Origin of the sequence: Gordonia sp. N1V, assembly GCF_029269935.1 — a bacterium.
In the GTDB taxonomy this organism is placed as follows: Bacteria; Actinomycetota; Actinomycetes; order Mycobacteriales; family Mycobacteriaceae; genus Gordonia; species Gordonia polyisoprenivorans.
Map to the genome: position 1 here is coordinate 47347 of NZ_JARJDD010000026.1, position 13675 is coordinate 61021.

The 13675-nt window shown below is 68.1% G+C and carries 15 protein-coding genes; 5 read left to right on the forward strand and 10 right to left on the reverse strand.

Going from position 1 to position 13675, the window contains the following annotated elements; all coding sequences use genetic code 11:
- Positions 1-13 precede the first annotated feature (13 nt).
- From P3L18_RS24230 to P3L18_RS24250, 5 genes are all read right to left on the reverse strand, one after another.
- Positions 14-1807: an acetyl/propionyl/methylcrotonyl-CoA carboxylase subunit alpha gene (locus P3L18_RS24230; protein WP_276115510.1), complete on the reverse strand. Its 1794-nt coding sequence runs from the start codon at positions 1805-1807 to the stop codon at positions 14-16.
- Positions 1808-2018: 211 nt separating this feature from the next.
- Entirely contained in the window at positions 2019-3512 is a 1494-nt protein-coding gene (locus P3L18_RS24235; protein ID WP_079929294.1) for a condensation domain-containing protein, read from the reverse strand.
- Entirely contained in the window at positions 3509-3964 is a 456-nt protein-coding gene (locus tag P3L18_RS24240) for a SufE family protein (protein WP_276115511.1), read from the reverse strand. Before P3L18_RS24240 ends, P3L18_RS24235 begins: the two co-directional genes overlap by 4 nt.
- Positions 3965-3992: 28 nt before the next feature.
- A complete protein-coding gene (locus tag P3L18_RS24245; RefSeq protein ID WP_006367443.1) occupies positions 3993-4889 on the reverse strand; it encodes a sulfurtransferase in 897 nt (298 codons plus the stop codon).
- A gap of 127 nt (positions 4890-5016) precedes the next feature.
- A complete protein-coding gene (locus P3L18_RS24250) occupies positions 5017-5322 on the reverse strand; it encodes a hypothetical protein (RefSeq protein WP_211541825.1) in 306 nt (101 codons plus the stop codon).
- Here P3L18_RS24250 and P3L18_RS24255 point away from each other — a divergent pair.
- On the forward strand, positions 5315-6070 hold the full coding sequence (locus P3L18_RS24255; protein ID WP_006367441.1) for a neutral zinc metallopeptidase: 756 nt from the start codon (positions 5315-5317) through the stop codon (positions 6068-6070). The two genes, P3L18_RS24250 and P3L18_RS24255, sit on opposite strands and share 8 nt — an antisense overlap.
- A 28-nt stretch (positions 6071-6098) precedes the next feature.
- Here P3L18_RS24255 and P3L18_RS24260 read toward each other — a convergent pair whose 3' ends face one another.
- The 3 genes from P3L18_RS24260 to P3L18_RS24270 are packed head-to-tail and all read right to left on the reverse strand — an operon-like array spanning position 6099 to position 8654.
- Positions 6099-6779 carry a Maf family protein gene (locus P3L18_RS24260; protein WP_276115512.1) on the reverse strand — a complete coding sequence of 227 codons (681 nt, stop codon included), beginning with the start codon at positions 6777-6779 and terminating at the stop codon, positions 6099-6101.
- A 4-nt stretch (positions 6780-6783) separates the two neighbouring features.
- Complete coding sequence (locus P3L18_RS24265; RefSeq protein WP_006367439.1) at positions 6784-7029, reverse strand: acyl-CoA carboxylase subunit epsilon; 246 nt, start codon at positions 7027-7029, stop codon at positions 6784-6786.
- Positions 7026-8654: an acyl-CoA carboxylase subunit beta gene (locus P3L18_RS24270; protein ID WP_276115513.1), complete on the reverse strand. Its 1629-nt coding sequence runs from the start codon at positions 8652-8654 to the stop codon at positions 7026-7028. Before P3L18_RS24270 ends, P3L18_RS24265 begins: the two co-directional genes overlap by 4 nt.
- A gap of 121 nt (positions 8655-8775) precedes the next feature.
- Between P3L18_RS24270 and P3L18_RS24275 the strand changes: the two genes are divergently transcribed.
- Complete coding sequence (locus tag P3L18_RS24275) at positions 8776-9603, forward strand: biotin--[acetyl-CoA-carboxylase] ligase (protein WP_276115514.1); 828 nt, start codon at positions 8776-8778, stop codon at positions 9601-9603.
- A 24-nt stretch (positions 9604-9627) separates the two neighbouring features.
- Here P3L18_RS24275 and P3L18_RS24280 read toward each other — a convergent pair whose 3' ends face one another.
- On the reverse strand, positions 9628-10254 hold the full coding sequence (locus P3L18_RS24280; protein WP_006367436.1) for a hypothetical protein: 627 nt from the start codon (positions 10252-10254) through the stop codon (positions 9628-9630).
- Positions 10255-10412: 158 nt separating this feature from the next.
- Here P3L18_RS24280 and P3L18_RS24285 point away from each other — a divergent pair, with 158 nt between their 5' ends.
- From P3L18_RS24285 to P3L18_RS24295, 3 genes are read left to right on the forward strand one after another with little or no spacing between them, the layout of a single operon-like run.
- The gene (locus P3L18_RS24285) at positions 10413-11024 is read left to right on the forward strand and encodes a PH domain-containing protein (RefSeq protein WP_249154714.1); all 612 of its coding nucleotides are present in this window, start codon (positions 10413-10415) and stop codon (positions 11022-11024) included.
- Positions 11021-11698 carry a response regulator transcription factor gene (locus P3L18_RS24290; protein ID WP_026920209.1) on the forward strand — a complete coding sequence of 226 codons (678 nt, stop codon included), beginning with the start codon at positions 11021-11023 and terminating at the stop codon, positions 11696-11698. The genes P3L18_RS24285 and P3L18_RS24290 overlap by 4 nt, the downstream gene beginning before the upstream one ends.
- A 14-nt stretch (positions 11699-11712) precedes the next feature.
- Complete coding sequence (locus P3L18_RS24295; protein WP_006367433.1) at positions 11713-13053, forward strand: HAMP domain-containing sensor histidine kinase; 1341 nt, start codon at positions 11713-11715, stop codon at positions 13051-13053.
- On the opposite strand, the gene P3L18_RS24300 is transcribed toward P3L18_RS24295, so the two are convergent.
- Positions 13025-13585 (reverse strand): GtrA family protein, encoded by a 561-nt coding sequence (locus tag P3L18_RS24300; protein WP_014359588.1) that lies wholly within the window; start codon positions 13583-13585, stop codon positions 13025-13027. The genes P3L18_RS24295 and P3L18_RS24300 overlap by 29 nt on opposite strands.
- Between the last annotated feature and the right edge of the window lie 90 nt (positions 13586-13675).

Here is a 13675-nt window from a genome sequence, read left to right on the forward strand (position 1 = left end):
TCGGAGGAGGTGACTACTTCAGTTCGAGCAGCACGGTGCCCTGGGTGACGGCGGCACCCGGCTCGATGCTCAAACCGGTCACCACGCCGTCCTTGTGGGCGGTGACCGGGTTCTCCATCTTCATCGCCTCGAGAACGACGACGAGTTCGCCCGCGGCGACCGTCTGACCTTCCTCGACGGCGACCTTGACCACGGTGCCCTGCATCGGCGCGGCCACGGCGTCACCGGAGACGGCGGCGCCGCCGCCCTTCTTGCGCGAGCGGGCCTTGGGCTTACGGCGGATGACGCCGTTGGCCGAACCACCACCGCCGCCGAGGGCCAGATCGCCGGGCAGCGCGACCTCGACACGGCGTCCGCCGACCTCGACGACCACCTTCTGGCGGGGAGTGGCCTCGTCGTCCTCGATCGGCTCGCCACCGGTGTACGGCTCGATCGGGTTCTCCCAATCGGTTTCGATCCACTTGGTGTAGACATCGAAGGTCTCCACGCCGTTGTCGTCGGTGTGCCCGATGAACGCCGGATTGCTCACGATGTGCCGGTGGAACGGCAGCACCGTGGCCAGACCCTCGACCTCGTATTCGGCGAGTGCACGGCGAGCACGCTCGAGCGCCTGCTCGCGATTCTCGCCGACGACGATCAGCTTGGCGAGCATCGAGTCGAACTGGCCGCCGATCACGTCACCCTCGACGACGCCGGAATCGACGCGGACGCCCGGGCCCGAGGGCTCACGGTACTTGGTGATCGGCCCGGGTGCGGGCAGGAACTTGCGGCCCGGATCCTCGCCATTGATCCGGAACTCGAAGGCGTGTCCACGCGGCGTGGGGTCCTCGGAGAACTCCAGCTTCTCGCCGTTGGCGATGCGGAACTGCTGACGCACGAGATCGATCCCCGCGGTCTCCTCGGTAACCGGGTGCTCGACCTGCAGTCGGGTGTTGACCTCGAGGAAGGAGACGAGGCCGTCGGCGCCGACGAGGAACTCCACGGTGCCCGCGCCGTAGTAGCCGGCCTCGCGGCAGATCGCCTTGGCCGATTCGTGGATCTTGGCGCGCTGCTCGTCGGTCAGGAACGGCGCGGGGGCCTCCTCGACCAGCTTCTGGAAGCGGCGCTGCAACGAGCAGTCGCGCGTACCGGCGACCACGACGTTGCCATGGGTGTCGGCAATGACCTGCGCCTCGACGTGGCGGGCCTTGTCGAGGTAACGCTCCACGAAGCACTCGCCACGGCCGAAGGCGGCGACGGCCTCGCGGGTCGCCGACTCGAACAGGTGCGGGATCTCCTCGATGGTGTAGGCGACCTTCATGCCGCGACCGCCACCGCCGAAGGCGGCTTTGATCGCGACCGGCACACCGTGCTCCTGCGCGAAGGCGACGACCTCGTCGGCGTCCTTGACCGGGTCCTTGGTGCCCGGTGCCATCGGCGCGTCGGCCTTCAGTGCGATGTGGCGGGCGGTGACCTTGTCGCCCAGATCGCGGATGGACTGCGGCGACGGGCCGATCCAGATCAGCCCGGCGTCGAGGACGGCCTGGGCGAAGTCGGCGTTCTCCGAGAGGAAGCCGTAGCCGGGGTGCACGGCGTTGGCGCCGGACTTGGCGGCCGCGTCGAGGATCTTGTCGAACACCAGATAGGACTCGGCGGAGGTCTGTCCACCGAGGGCGAAGGCCTCATCGGCGAGCTTCACGAACAGCGCGTCGGCGTCGGGCTCGGCGTAGACGGCGACACTGGGGATGCCGGCGTCACGGGCTGCGCGAATGACACGTACCGCGATCTCGCCACGATTGGCGATGAGGACCTTGCTGATAGTGGGCACTGTTGTTCTCCTGGGCCATACATCGAGGTGCACCGCGCCCCCGGGGAGCGGCACACACGGTGTTCGTCGGCGACCGTGTGCGGCGCCGTGGGATTGAACTGCCGCTCGCGACGGTGGTTCCGCGGGCGACATCGCGCACCCCCTGGAGGTTAGGGGGCGTGCTCCGGGCTTCACACTAACGCACCGAGCAATCGTTCGGTGGAGGTGGTTGTCACATCCGCGCGTTGAATGTGCTCTCTTCGGCAAGAGCGTGCACGATACCGGCGAAACCGCGGAGCAACTCGGGCACCGGCCCGTTGCGGTCGAGGGGGTCCCGGTCGGAATGGGCGCCGTCGAATCGAGTGTCGTCGGGCCCGGCCGGTTCCGGATCGGCCGGATCGGCCGGGAAGCGGGCCGAATACCGCAATCCCGACGGCGTCCGGTTGATCCAGATGAGGACTTCCTCCGCGGAGTAGGAATGGCTGCGCAGCACCGTGGCCCGGCCCGCGTCGGCCTCGGCGGCACCCGGCGCGTACCGGGTGTCGATGAAGGAGATCACGAAGCGCGGTTCGCCACGGTAGCCGATCAGATCGGCCACCCGAAGGAAGGGCAGCGACGCGCCCTGCCGCGAGCGCTTGAGCTCGGTGGTCGCGCGGGCGACGGTCTGATCGAAGGTCGGTGAGCCCGTCATGTCGAGCCAGAAGGGGGCGACCGCGACATACCAGCCCAGCGAGGTCAGCCAGCGGGCCTCGTCGCGGGTGTGTCGCGGCAGGACGCACCGGAACTCGGGATCGTCGGTCAGGCTGTGATGGACCATCGCGAAGGCCGCCAGCACCCCTGCGGTCAGCGAACCGCCCGCCTCCGAACACACCGCGGTGAACTTGTTGGCGGTGGCGTCGTCGGCGATCACGCCCGACACCGACTCCTGGGGAAGCAGCGGGGACTGGTCATCCGTCTCCCCGGGTTCTGGGGTGGGCGACGGGGTCATGCGCAGCGCCCGCGGCATGTCGCCGGGCCCGGCCTGGAGAAAGCCGTGCCAGGTGGCCACCGCCGGATGATCGGCCCCGGTCTGATCTGCCTGTCGCCGCTCGGCGGCACTGAAATCGACGTAACTGCCGACCTCGGGCAGCGCGAGTTCGGTGTGATCGCGCGCCGAGCGGTAGAACGCGGTCAACTCGTGCTGGGCCATGATCAGCGAATAGCCGTCGACGAGCGAATGGTCGGCGGCGAACAGCAGCGTGAACGAGGACTCCCGTCCGACGGTGGCGAACATGTACGCCGGCCAGTGCAGTGGCGCGGTGGCGCGGTCGAAGGAGCCCGCGATCTGTTCGACGAGTGGCCCGGACTCGTTGTACCACCCGATGCGGCCCATCTTGAGTTGGACGGTGCCCGGCGGCGTCGACAGGCGGGCCAGCCCGTCGTGCTTGATGACCACGTGGCTACGCAGCACCTCATGACGATCGATCCAGCGCCGCAACGCCGTTCGCAAGGCCGGAATCGACAGGGGCTCGTCGAAGTGGATCTGCAGGCCCAGCCACGACTCACGCCCGCCCTCCCGCCGGGTGCGGACGCGATACTCGAAGGCCCCCCGCAGGTGTTGCTCGTGATTGTGCGAGGTCAGCCGTGGGTCGCGACTCCAACTGCCCAGGCCGCCGGGCACATAGGGGGTCCACTCCACGAGGCCACCTGGTTCGATCGGCTCCTCGAGGATTTGGATGAACTTCATCCCGTCGGCCCGGCCCGGGCTTGCGGCCCCGTTCCGGTCTGGCGGCGGACCTGGGCCTTGATACGTCCGAGCATTCCGGCCATGCCGCGTAATCGCAACGGACTCACCGCTTTACCGAGGCCGAGGTCGTAGTAGAAGTCGCCCGGGACGTCGAGGATCGTCTGCGCCGACTCGCCGTCGAGCCCCTGATGCAGGATCGAGGCGAAACCGCGCGTCGTCGGCGCCTCGCGGGGTGCACTGAAATACAGTCGGACGGCGTCGGGATCGTGGGCATCGACCGACAGGAAGACCGGGGATTGGCACTCCGGTACCGGTTCCATCGCCTCGGTCGTCAGTTCGGCAGGCAGCTCCGGCAACTCTCCCGCGAACTCCAGGAGCAAGGTGACTTTGTCCGAATCACCCAGTGCGGCAAAGTCATCGACGATCTCGGCGAGGGACGCGGGCACGCTCATGACAGTTCGGGCCGCTCGCCGGGAGTCGTCATGCGCTCGCCGGCGGGTCGCCGGGTTCCTCGCCGACAGAGATCGGGACCCGCACCGCGTTGCCCCACTCGGTCCACGAGCCGTCGTAATTGCGGACGTGATCGAAACCGAGCAGATGGGTCAGCACGAACCAGGTGTGGCTGGAGCGCTCGCCGATGCGGCAGTAGGCGATCGTCGGGGTGTGCGGGTCGAGCCCGCCGTAGATCTCGTCGAGTTCGGCGCGACTGCGGAACCGCCCGTCCGAAGCGGCGGCCTTGGCCCACGGAATGGAGCGCGCGGTGGGGATGTGACCGCCGCGCAATGCCCCTTCTTCGGGATAGTCGGGCATGTGGGTGCGCTCGCCGGTGTACTCCTGCGGCGACCGCACGTCGATGAGCGGCTCGGTGCCCAGCGCCGCGCGCACCTGGTCGGCGAAGGCACGGATGCGGGTGTCGTCACGCTCGACGACCGGATAGTCCGACCGCGGGTACTCCGGGACATCGAAGGAGGTGTCGCGGTCCTCCGACATCCACGCGTCGCGGCCGCCGTCGAGCAACCGCACGTCCTCATGGCCGAACAGGGTGAACACCCACAGCGCGTAGGCGGCCCACCAGTTGCTCTTGTCGCCGTATATGACGATCGTGTCATCGCGTTCGATTCCCTTGCTGCGCATCAATTCTGCGAACTGCTCGCCGTTGATGTAGTCGCGGGTCACCGGATCGTTGAGATGCAGGTGCCAGTCGACCTTCTGCGCGGTGGGGATGTGGCCGATGTCGTAGAGCAGGACGTCCTCGTCGCTCTCGATGATCTTGAGCCCCTTGGTACCCAGGTGGGCCGACAGCCACTGCGTGCTGACGAGCCGTTCGGGGTGGGCGTAGCCGGCGAACTTGGGATTCGGGTCGGTCTCGACGCTCAACTGAAGAACCCCTCCCAGGGTGGTGGCTGATCAGGGCGTGTCCACACCAGACACATCCCGGAGGCCTGCGCGGTCTCCGTGGAGAGCCTACCCAGTGGCGACGACACGCGTGCGCACAAGCCGGGTGTCATTCGTCTGGTGACAAGAACGTGGCGTCCCACGCCGGAATTGCTACGTTCGTCGCCATGATCCGCCCTGGGGTGTCACGGAGCCGGCTGCGCGCCATCGTGACCGTGTTGCTCGTCGCCGCGTCGATCGTCGCCTTCGCTTCCTGCTCGGGGGACCGGGGTCCGCGGGGCACGACGACCTCGACCCCGGAGTCGTCGAGGTCCGGCAGTCCCACGGCCTCGTCGCCGGCGAGTACCCCGTCGGCGAGCGGAGCCGTCCCCGGGCGCTGCACGCCGAGCCGGTGTCCGGGTCTGCCGGTGCCCACGGCTGAGCTGATGACCGGTGCCATCACCCGCGACAACGCGCCACAGAAGGTCTCCGGCTACCTGACCTCGGTCCTCGACGATCTCGACAGCACGTGGACACCGTGGTTCCGCGAACTCGGGTGGGGTGACCCCGCACCGGGGCGCGTGCTGGTCGAGGCCGGTGACACCTACCGGTCCGGCTGCGAGGACGCCGACGGCGCGATCGTCGTGACCTCCGATACGCCCAACGCATTCTTCTGTGGTGTGGACAAGGCCCGTGACGGTGGCGGAACGCGGGTCGAGGGATCGGTGATCCTGCCCGTCGAGGCGTTCGTCGGGATCTGGACCGGCACGTTCCTGGTTCAGGGGCCGCTGGATTCGATCGGTGGGTTCCAGGGTGAGTTCACCGCGGCGACGGTGGTCGCACACGAGTACGGACATACGGTCGTCGATCGGATCGTTCGCGCCGGTCACCTGCCGGACTCGCGGGGGCCGCGGGGGGAGAACTCCGAACTCATCGCCGACTGTCTCGCCGGGAACTGGGCGGCGACGGTACTGCGGCGAGATGAGCTGTCGGTCACCGACATCGTGCAGGCGGTGACCCTGATCCAGAAGATCGGCGATCCGGAACCGGGACAGGGTCACGGCACCTCGACGCAGCGGATCGCGGCGATCTCGCGAGGGTTCTTCGGTCGGTCGGTCAACGGTGGCGGTCAGGGACAACCGATCGGGTGCCTGACCGAGTACTGGCCGGAGGAGTTCGGCTGAGGCCTCGGCGAGAGCCGGTCGCCGGTACTCACCAGAGTTCCGCGACGCCGATCCCGACCCGTCGTAACAGTCGGCGCACCATGGGCAGTCCGATTCCGATCACCGAGGACGGATCGCCGTCGATGGCGTCGACAAACCAGCCGCCGAGGCCGTCGAGGGTGAAACCACCGGCGACCTCCAGCGGCTCGCCGGTGGCCACATAGGAGTCGATCTCCGCGTCGTCGACATCGGCGAAATCGATGGTGGTCGAGGCGGTTTCCGACGCCGATGCGACGACGTCGAGTCCGCTCACCACGGCGAGGTGGTGTCCGGTGAGCAACTGCGCGGATTGGCCGCGGACCCGCTTCCACTGGTCGATCGCCACGTCGGGCGTATGCGGTTTGCCGGTGAGCGCACCTCGGAACAGCAGCATCGAGTCGCAGGTCAGCACCACCGTGTCGGGTATTGAACCATCCTGTGCCGCAGCCGATTCCGGGCCGCCGCGTTCGGCGATCAGGGTGGCGACGACCGCGTCGGACTTGGCCATCGCCAGACGTGCGACGACGTCGGTCGGCGGTACCCCGGCCAGGTCCTCGAGTACGGCGTCCTCGTCGACGTCGGAGACCAGCACGCGCGGATGCACTCCGGCGCGGGTCAGGACCGCCAGGCGGGCAGGAGAGGCCGAACCGAGGACGACGTCGAATCGACGAGTGCTACCGGCGGGGTTCACCCGATCAGTATCGCAAGTTGGTGAAGCTGCCCGGCCCACCCCACTGCGGGCGGAGCCGATCGATCGCGCTGCCCCAGTCGTCGCGGATCGCGGGGGTCTGCTCCCCGCCGCCACTGCCGGAGGCCGCGGCGGCGAGAACGGCGACCAACGCGGCCACGTCCTCGTCGGTCGGGTTGCCGCGCACGACGGTGAGGAACGGCTTCGCCGGGGCTCCCGCGTTCTGTGCTCCGGTCTGCTCTGCGCCGCTCACAGCGGGATGTTCCCGTGCTTCTTGGGCGGCAGGGTGACCATCTTGCGCTCGAGCAGGCGCAGTGCGGTGGCGATCTGACCGCGGGTGTGGCTCGGCGGGATCACCGCGTCGACGTAGCCGCGTTCGGCCGCGACGTACGGGTTCACCAGGGTGTCCTCGTATTCCTGCTGGAGTTCGAGGCGCAACGCGTCGACGTCCTCGCCGTTGGCCTCGGCCTCCTTGAGGCGGCCGCGATAGACGAAGCCGACGGCGCCGGAGGCACCCATCACGGCGATCTGCGCGGTGGGCCAGGCGAGATTGACGTCAGCGCCCATGTGCTTGGACCCCATCACGTCGTAGGCGCCGCCGTAGGCCTTGCGGGTGATGATCGTGATCTTGCCGACGGTGGCCTCACCGTAGGCGTAGAGCAGTTTGGCGCCGCGGCGGATGATGCCGTTGTATTCCTGATCGGTGCCGGGCAGGAAGCCCGGAACGTCGACGAGGGTGACGATCGGGATGTTGAAGGCGTCGCAGGTCCGCACGAACCGGGCGGCCTTCTCCGAGGCATTGATGTCGAGGCAGCCGGCGAACTGGGTCGGCTGGTTGGCCACGATGCCGACGCTGCGTCCGTCGACGCGTCCGAAACCGATGATGATGTTCGTCGCGCGCTCGGCCTGGACCTCGAGGAACTCGTCGTCGTCGAGGATGCGGCGGATGACCTCGTGCATGTCGTAGGGCTGATTCGGCGAATCCGGGATCAGCGTGTCGAGTTCGAGGTCCTCGTCGGTGAGGGTGTCCTCGATGGACCCGGCGGCCGGCGCGGCGACCGGCAGTCGGGGTGCGTCGGCCCGGTTGTTGCTCGGCAGGTAGCCCAGCAACTCCTTGACGTAATCGAGCGCGTCCTCCTCGTCGGAGGCGACGTAGTGGGCCACACCGGATTTCGTCATGTGGGTGTTGGCGCCACCGAGATCCTCCATGGTGACGTCCTCGCCGGTGACGGTCTTGATGACGTCGGGGCCGGTGACGAACATCTGGCTGGTCTGGTGGACCATCACCACGAAGTCGGTCAGCGCCGGGGAGTACACGTGGCCGCCCGCCGCGGCGCCCATGATCAGTGAGATCTGCGGGATGACCCCCGAGGCACGCACGTTGCGGTGGAAGATCTCGCCGTAGAGACCGAGTGAGACCACGCCCTCCTGGATGCGGGCGCCCGCGCCCTCGTTGATGCCGATCAGCGGACGACCGGTCTTGATCGCGAGATCCATCACCTTGACGATCTTCTCGCCGTACACCTCGCCGAGGCTCCCGCCGAAAACGGTGACGTCCTGGGAGAACACGCAGACCTCGCGGCCGTCGATGGTGCCGTAACCGGTGACCACGCCGTCGCCGAGCGGTCGGCGTTCGGCGAGCCCGAAGTTGGTGCTGCGGTGGCGGGCGAGTGCGTCGAGTTCGACGAACGAGCCGTCGTCGAGCAGATGGGTGATGCGCTCGCGGGCGGTGAGCTTGCCCCGCGAGTGGATCTTCTCGACCGCGGCCTCGCCGACCGGATGCTGGGTCTCGGAGAGTCGCTGACGCAGATCGGCGAGCTTTCCGGCCGTCGTGTGAATGTCTGGCGCGGCGCCGGAATCGGACGAAGCAGTGGTCATGAACGTCGATGCTAGCCAGATCGTGGCGCGCCCCGTCAACTGCCCCAATGTGAGAGATTCCTCATGTTTCCGAGCGATCGGTCGGCTACCTGCGGTGATGTGCGTCTCAGTCGTAGGCTCAGTGGTCATGAACACTCCAGCGACGTCTCCCGTGCACGGTCTGCAGTCGGCCATCGACGCCCGGACCCCCGATCTCGCCCACACCATCTGGCGACGGGTCGAGGTGGTCGATTCGACCGGTTCGACCAATGCCGACCTCGCCGCGCGCGCCGACGAGTCCGATCTCGTGGGCACGGTGCGCATCACCACCGACCAGACCGCCGGGCGCGGACGTCGGGCGCGGACCTGGTCGGCGCCCGCCGGTGCTCAGCTCGCGATCTCGGCGGTGGTGCCGGTGGGTGCGCACACCGAACAGTTGGGCTGGCTGTCGCTGACGACCGGGATCGCGACCGCAACCGCGATCGAGCGGCACAGCGGTCTGCGACCGGTGCTCAAGTGGCCCAACGACGTCCTGATCGACGACCGCAAGATCGCGGGCATCCTCGCCGAGTATGTGACCTCCACCGACGGTGGGGTGGTCGTCGTGGGCACCGGACTCAACACCAACCTGACCTCCGATGACCTGCCCGTTCCGACGGCGACCAGCCTGCGGATCGAAACCGGACGCGAACTCGCCGCCGACGACCTGGCCGGTCTGGCCATCGAGTACCTGCGCGCCCTGGACGAGCAGGGGTGGCCCGACCGACTCGACGCGATCGCCGAGACCTACCGGCAGCGCTGCGACACCCTGGGGCGTCGGGTGCGGCTTCTGCTACCCGGCGACACCGAGATCGTCGGTCAGGCCGTCGACGTCGACGACAACGGGCGCATCGTGATCGAACGCGATGGGGGAGAACGCTTCACCGCGGCGGCGGGCGACGTGGTGCATCTGCGGCCCATCGCGGACTGAGCTGCGTCGCCGGCGTACACGCAGTCAGCGGGTACTACGGGATTTGTGGCCCATCGCCGGTACGAGCGAGAAGATCGGCAACCCGATCACCAGGTGCATCACCGCGGTTCCCAGGCCCACCGAGAACTGTGCCGAGAGCACGAGCGGAATGATCACCGCGGCGGCGATCAGCAGGCCGACCACCCACCGGAAGAACTGGTCCGGCGACGGCGTGATGACCTGCAGCACGTACCACAGGGCGCCGGCGGCCAGAGCGGTGAGGAAGCCGACGATCGCGAACCAGAACTCGTCCTGCGCGACCGGATTCCACACCCCGAACTTGCCCGCGGCATTCACCCGCTCGACGATCGCCCGAATGATCCAGGCGACCAGCCAGGCGGCCAGGCCGGTGACGACGCCGGTCATCACGATGCCGCCGACGAACATCCCGACGTTGATGTCGGGGCCGATGGTGCGGCGCGGACGCGCGGGCCGGCCCGGGGGCTGCTGCGCGTAGCCGGGGTCCTGATAGCCGCTGTTCTGATAGCCCGGCCCCGCATGGCCCGGGTCCTGGTAGTACGTCGGATCCTGTTGGCTGTAGGCACGCGACTCCGGCGCGTATCCGGGTTCGTACTTCGCGGTGCGGGGATCCCGGGGATCGCGATAGGTCATGAAAGCTCCTGAACCTCTCGTCGCTGTGGTCTGCGTCATTCTACCGAGATCGGACAGGGCTCGAGCATGACCGCGTCGAGCGGGCCGGGTCAACAGGCGGCGCCGGGAGCGCCGGCGAGCGGGCCGGGTCAACAGCCGCTCGGCCTATGCTTGCTGCCATGGCATATCCGCGGGAGAACCTCGCACCCGGTGAGCGGATCGTCCTGCACCGACATCCGCACTGGAAGTGTCTGCTCGGTCCGTTCCTGTTGTTCATCCTCGCGACCGCGATCGGCGGCCTGCTCGCCGGGCTGGTGAGTGCGTCGTCGTTGACCGGGACCGGTGCCCTGATCGCCTACGTCGCCGTGGCGGTGCTCTGGGCGGCCGCGACGATCTGGTTCTTCCTGCGGCCCTTGATCTCCTGGAAGACCACGCATTTCGTGCTGACCGACCGCCGGGTGATCTTCCGGCACGGCATCCTCACACGATCGGGGATCGACATCCCGATCCGACGGGTCAACACCGTCGAGTTCCGGCACGGGCCGATCGACCGGTTGTTGCGCACCGGGACATTGCTCATCGAATCGGCCTCCGACGAGCCGTTGGCGTTCGACGACATCCCCCAGGTCGAGCGTGTGCACGCGCTGCTCTACCACGAGGTGCTCGAGGTGACCGACGATCCGGATCCCGACGACGAACGCTTCGATCACGACGATCGGGTGGGCGCCGCCGATGCGGGCGCGACCCACGGCAACGAGGCCGGACATGGCAGATGGGGGCGACGGCGATGACCGATGTGTTGTTGGCCGAGGACGATGCGGCCATCGCCGAACCGTTGGCCCGGGCGCTGGCGCGCGAGGGATACGGCTGCGAGGTCGTGGGCACCGGAACGCAGGCCCTCGAACGGGTCGCCGACGGCCGGTTCGAACTACTCATCCTCGATCTCGGTCTGCCCGAGATCGACGGACTCGAGGTGTGCCGGCGGGTACGGGTCGAACAGCCCGAACTCGCGGTACTGATGTTGACCGCCCGGACCGACGAGGTGGACTTCGTGGTGGGGCTCGACGCCGGCGCCGACGACTACGTCGGCAAACCCTTCCGGCTCGCCGAGTTGCTCGCGAGGGTGCGAGCACTGTTGCGCCGCAGCCAGACTCCCGACGACGTCGTCCTCGAGGGTGGCGATCTACGGTTGGATGCCCGGGCGCGTCGGGCGACGCTCAACGGCACCGACCTGGTGTTGGCGAACCGCGAGTTCGATCTGCTTCGGTTCCTGATGGAACGAGCCGGTCAGGTCGTCGGCCGCGACGAGATCCTCACGGAGGTATGGGGTTCGGCGGATCTGCGGTCGTCGAAGACCCTCGACATGCACATCTCCTGGCTGCGTCGCAAGATCGGCGACGACCGGCACGACCGCCCGCGCCACATCGTCACCGTGCGTGGTGTCGGTTTCCGTTTCGATCCGTAGCCCGCGATCGATCCATGCGCCGTCGCATCCTGTACACGATGATCGCCATGTTGTTGGCGGTCGGTGCCGCACTGGGCATTCCGCTGTCGGTGATCGCGTGGTGGTGGGTCGCCGACAGCGCCCACCAGACCCTCGACAGCCGGCTCAAGTCGATCTCGGATCAACTCATCCGGACCGATGACGGGCGCGATGCGACGCTCGATCCGGCACTGCTGGATTCGCCGCCGCTGCGGTCGCTGATCCCCGATCAGGGCCGTCTGATCCTGACCTATGTGGCTCCCGACGGGCACTCGGCCACGCGCGCCGTGGGCGCCGAGATCGACGGTGCGACGATCTCGGACTCCATCGGCCTCGGTGATGCCGGATCGCTGATCCTGGAGATCCCCCGCAACGACGTCCGCGGTGATCAGCTCGCCGCGGTCGGCATCGTCACGATCGTGGTGGCCTCGTCGCTGGCCGCGGGCACCGTCGTCGCGGCGGTCACCGCGGGACGAATCGCCGACCCGGTCATCGACCTCGCCCATCGGGCCACGGCGATGGCGCGCGGCGATTTCCGCTCGGAATGGCGGACGTACGGGATCGTCGAACTCGACCGGGTCTCGCGAGCGCTCGGCGACGCGAACACCGAGATCGCGTTGCGTCTCGAACGCGAGGGCGAGATCGTCGGCGACGTGTCCCATCAGCTGCGCAGCCGGCTCACCGCGATCCAATTGCGTCTCGACGAGCTGTCGTTGCACGACGATCCGGCGGTCGTCGGGGAGGCCGAGGCCGCCCTCGATCAGGTCGAGCGGCTCTCCGGTGAGCTCGACGAGATGGTCGCGGCATCCCGTGACGACCCGGCCCCGATGCAGTCGATCGATGTCACCGAGTTGCTGACGCGGCTCGTCGGTGACTTCGAGAATGCCTTCGCCGCCCAGGGCCGCGAGGTGACCGTCGCCTTCAGCGGGCCGGTGTGCGCGTTGAGCGCCCAGCCCGGGCGGCTGCGTGAGGCGGTCAGCGTCCTGGTCGACAATGCCCTGCAGCACGGCGCCGGGCAATGCCGGATCGACGTCGGAGAGCTCGCCGGCGACATGGTGCGCATCACGGTCGCCGACGAGGGCAAGGGCGTCGCCGACGACATCGCCCAGTCGATCTTCCGACGCGGTTTCTCCGCGGGCAGCGGCACCGGCCGGGCGGGAACGGGCGTGGGGCTGTCGCTGGCGCGGGCGTTGGTCGAGGCCGACGGCGGACGCCTCGAACTCGCGCATCGCCGTCCGCCGGTGTTCTCGATCGTGGTGCCCTCGGCGGCACAGGGGTCGGAGACCGCCGACGGATCAGGCGGTCACCTCAGGCATGACCGAGTTCCTCATCGTTGAGTTCCTCGGCGCTCGGATGCAGGTCGGTGGATCCGGCGTCGCCGCCGCGGAGGTTCTCCTCGGGAAAGGCGAATCGTCGCAGCGCCCAGAAGCGGAACGCCATCTGCAGCACGTTGCCGATGAGGAAGCCGAGGACGAAGTCGACGACGACGAGTTCGGTGGTCGACAGATTGGCCCGGATGTCGAAGAGGTTGTTGGCCACCCACAGTGGCGCGGCCTGCAGGACGACGCCGATGCCGCTGATGACGAAGAACAGGAAGGCCTCGTGCGCGCGCTCACGCCCGCCGCGGTTCTTGAATGCCCATTCACGGTTGAGGATGTAGCTGAGGATGGTGGCGAGTACGCCCGAGATGATCTTGGCGATGACGGGCTTGGTCTCGAGGATGGTGAGCGTCAGGGTGTAGAAGATGGCCGCATCGAACACGAAGGTGGTGCCACCGACGAGCGCGAACTTGATGAGTTCGTGGTGTCGCATGAGCTGGTGCCGGACGGGCTCGGGCAGGCGGGCCACCACGTCATCGATGAACGGCACAAGAGTCGAGTGTAGGACTCGGGGCGGCCGGTGACTTCTCCCGGTCGGTCATGCATCGGACATGGCAGGCGTGCCACGATGGACCGCGTG

What these genes read in the sequence shown, in the direction of transcription:
- P3L18_RS24235 (WP_079929294.1), bottom strand. Translation starts at nt 3,512, where the DNA reads ATGAAGTTCATCCAAATCCTCGAGGAGCCGATCGAACCAGGTGGCCTC.
- P3L18_RS24240 (WP_276115511.1), bottom strand. Translation starts at nt 3,964, where the DNA reads ATGAGCGTGCCCGCGTCCCTCGCCGAGATCGTCGATGACTTTGCCGCA.
- P3L18_RS24270 (WP_276115513.1), bottom strand. Translation starts at nt 8,654, where the DNA reads ATGACCACTGCTTCGTCCGATTCCGGCGCCGCGCCAGACATTCACACG.
- P3L18_RS24280 (WP_006367436.1), bottom strand. Translation starts at nt 10,254, where the DNA reads ATGACCTATCGCGATCCCCGGGATCCCCGCACCGCGAAGTACGAACCC.
- P3L18_RS24285 (WP_249154714.1), top strand. Translation starts at nt 10,413, where the DNA reads ATGGCATATCCGCGGGAGAACCTCGCACCCGGTGAGCGGATCGTCCTG.
- P3L18_RS24290 (WP_026920209.1), top strand. Translation starts at nt 11,021, where the DNA reads ATGACCGATGTGTTGTTGGCCGAGGACGATGCGGCCATCGCCGAACCG.
- P3L18_RS24295 (WP_006367433.1), top strand. Translation starts at nt 11,713, where the DNA reads ATGCGCCGTCGCATCCTGTACACGATGATCGCCATGTTGTTGGCGGTC.